Annotated in this window: 2 protein-coding genes and 1 tRNA gene; 2 read left to right on the top strand and 1 reads right to left on the bottom strand. The window is 72.3% G+C overall.

What is annotated here, in order from left to right; all coding sequences use genetic code 11:
- On the bottom strand, positions 1-1,340 hold a 1,340-nt coding region (locus ACFE67_RS14765), incomplete at its 3' end, for a glucose-6-phosphate dehydrogenase (protein WP_375407627.1).
- A gap of 123 nt (positions 1,341-1,463) precedes the next feature.
- Between ACFE67_RS14765 and ACFE67_RS14760 the strand changes: the two genes are divergently transcribed.
- Both ACFE67_RS14760 and ACFE67_RS14755 read left to right on the top strand, forming a co-directional pair.
- A complete protein-coding gene (locus tag ACFE67_RS14760) occupies positions 1,464-2,624 on the top strand; it encodes an acyl-CoA dehydrogenase family protein (protein ID WP_375407626.1) in 1,161 nt (386 codons plus the stop codon).
- A gap of 334 nt (positions 2,625-2,958) precedes the next feature.
- Positions 2,959-3,034, top strand: a tRNA-Ala gene (locus ACFE67_RS14755).

The following is a 3,034-nucleotide window of genomic DNA, read 5'->3' as shown; positions in this document are numbered from 1 at the left end:
TCGCCGCGCTGCCAGGCGTCGAGGATCGGCTGGACGATCCTCCAGCACTGCACCGCCACGTCGCCGCGCACGGACAGCGTGGGGTCGTCGCTCAGCACGCCCCTGACGACCTCGCCGTACTCGGTGACCGCGCTCTTCGGCAGGGTGCCGCTGACATCGCCGGCCTCGAGGCGGAACGGCATCGACCCGCCGGCCGCGGTCAGGTCAATGGAGACGCGCGGCGGCTTGAACCCGATCACGATGCGCTCCGGCTGCGACTGCCCGGTCTGCCCGTCGGGCCGGTGTCGGACAGGGCGCAGGGTCAGCACGATCGCGTCCGTCGGCTCGGCGATCGCCTTGCCGGAGCGGAGCAGGAACGGCACACCCGCCCAGCGGGACGTCCGCACCTCGAGCGCGATCTCCGCGAGGGTCTCCGTCTCGTGCTTCGGATCCACGCCGTCCTCGTCGGCGTAGGCCGGCAGCGTCTCGTCGTCGACCTTCCCCGCCGTGTAGCGCGCCCGTCGTGACGGCGCGGCGGTGTTCGGGAAGACCGGCCCGTGCGACCACACCTCGGTCGCCTTCAGCGCCGCGGCCGTCGCGGTGCGCAGCGTGTCCGCGTCGACGCCGGCCGGCGGCTCGGTCGCGATCACGGAGAGCACCTGCAGCAGATGCGACTGCAGCATGTCCTTCAGCGCGCCGGTCGTGTCGTAGTAGCCGGCACGCCCCTCCAGAGCGAGCTTCTCGTCGTAGACGATCTCGACGCGCTCGACCGACTCGCCGTTCCAGACGGGTTCCAGCAGCCGGTTGTCGAACCGCAGCGCGAGGATCGCCAGCGTGGCGCGCTGACCGAGGAAGTGGTCGACGCGGTGGATCCGGTCCTCCGGCACCAGCTGCGCGAGCTGCTGGTTCAGCTGCTCCGCGTCCTCCGCGTTTTCGCCGAACGGCTTCTCGAGCGCCAGCACCGTCCGCTCGGGCAGCTCGAGCTTCGTGAGCACGGTGATGACCTTCTCGACCACGGCCGGCGGCAGCGCGAAGTAGACGACCAGGTCGCCGTCGACGCGGTCGAGCAGGCGGTGCCAGTCGTCCTCCGTCGTCGGATCGGCGGTGACGTAGGAGGAGGACCGCACGATCGAGTCGGCGAGGTCGCCCTTCGCCTCGACGCCGTCGAACGCCTCCTGCACGGTGGAGCGCCAGTCGTCCGCCGACTTCTCGGAGCGGCCGCTGCCGACGATCGTCAAGCCGTCCAGCAGGTCCGCGTCGCTCTGCTCTCCTCCGGTGATCAGGCTGCCGATGCCGGGCAGCAGCAGTCGCTTGGTGAGGTCGCCGCTGGCGCCGAGGACGAGCATCGTCGTGGAGGTCACGCCGGGAGCGTACGGAGGGAGCGCTGGACGCGACATGGGCTCCGGCTGAGTGCCGTGCGGGCCCTCCCGCGCGCACCGACCAGCGCGCGCACCCCTGTCCTCCCCCGCGCGTAGCGTGACGGCGTGTCCTCCCCAGCCCGCGTGCTCGAGCCCGAGCTGCTGTCCCGCATCGCCGGCCGCGCCGCGCTCCACGACCGGGACGGCTCCTTCCCCACCGACGACTTCGCGGAGCTGCAGGACGCCGGCTACCTGGCGGCGCTCGTGCCGGAGGCGCTCGGGGGCTGGGGCCTGACGCTCGAAGCGCTGACCCGTGAGCAGTCCCGGCTGGCCGCCGCCGCGCCGGCGACCGCGCTCGCCGTGAACATGCACCTCGTCTGGACCGCGGTGGCGAAGACGCTGCACGACCGGGGCGACGCGTCGCTCGACTTCGTGCTGCAGGAGGCCGCCGCCGGCGAGGTGTTCGCGTTCGGGGTGAGCGAGGCGGGCAACGACCTCGTCCTGTTCGGCTCGACGGTGGAGGCGCGGCCGCTGGACGGCGGCGCGGTGGCGTACACCGGCACGAAGACCTTCACCTCCCTCTCCCCCGTCTGGACGCGGCTCGGCACGTTCGGCCTCGACTCCACGAGCGAGGACGCTCCCCGGATCGTGTGGGGCTTCCTTGACCGGACCGCCCCCGGCATCGAGATCGTCGAGGACTGGGACACGCTCGGCCAGCGCGCGACGAGAAGCGACACGACGCACCTCTCCGGCGCCGTCGTGCGCGCGGACCGCGTCGTCCGCCGGCTGCCGCCGGGCCCGAACCCCGACCCGCTGATCTTCGGGGTGTTCGTGAACTTCGAGATCCTGCTGGCGTCGGTCTACGCCGGGATCGCGCACCGCGCGGTCGAGCTCGCCGCGGAGTCCGCGCAGCGCCGCACGTCGCTGAAGCTCGGCGGAGCACCGCGGTCGAACGACCCGGACGTCCGCCGTCGGGTCGCCACCGCCGCCCTCCTGGACGACGCGCTCGATCCGCAGATCCGCTCCCTGGCCCGGGACGTCGACACCGCTGCCGATCACGGCCGACTCTGGTTCGCGAAGGCGGCCGGCCTCAAGGTCCGGGTCACGGAGCAGGCGAAAGCCGTAGTCGACCAGGCCATCCTCGTCGGCGGAGGCAGCGGGTACTCCGCCTCGTCGGAGCTGTCGAGGCTCTACCGGGACGTGCTCGCCGGCGCCTTCAACCCCTCCACCGCCGACTCGGCGCTCGGCACGATCGCGACCGCTGTGCTCGGTCCGCCGAGCATCTGAGCGCGTTCACGACGGAACCCGGATCGCACTGAACGGTCATCCCGCGGTTCTTGGAGTCACCGCGGGAACCGCGACACCACCGGCCAGTACGGCCACCGCGGGCGCGCGCTGCCGTCGATCGGCACGGACCTGCACGCCGGCGCCTCGAGCCTGCACGCGATCGGCAGGGCGATGCTGAACCCGGGCTCGCTTTCCATCGTGACGAACACGTTCACCGAGAAGGTTGCCCGGGCCCGCGCGATCGCGCCCCTGCTGGGGAACCCGAGCCGGCTCGCTGACCGATGGCGTCGGCACCCTTCCGTGTACACTCGACGGGCCGCGCTTCGCGGCGCACGGGTCTGTGGCGCAGCTGGTAGCGCACCTGCATGGCATGCAGGGGGTCAGGGGTTCGAGTCCCCTCAGATCCACCA

It is taken from the genome of uncultured Amnibacterium sp., assembly GCF_964244015.1.
Classification (GTDB): Bacteria; Actinomycetota; Actinomycetes; order Actinomycetales; family Microbacteriaceae; genus Amnibacterium.
Note: the sequence above shows the minus strand (reverse complement) of the source record. Positions and strands in the feature narration are given on the sequence as shown.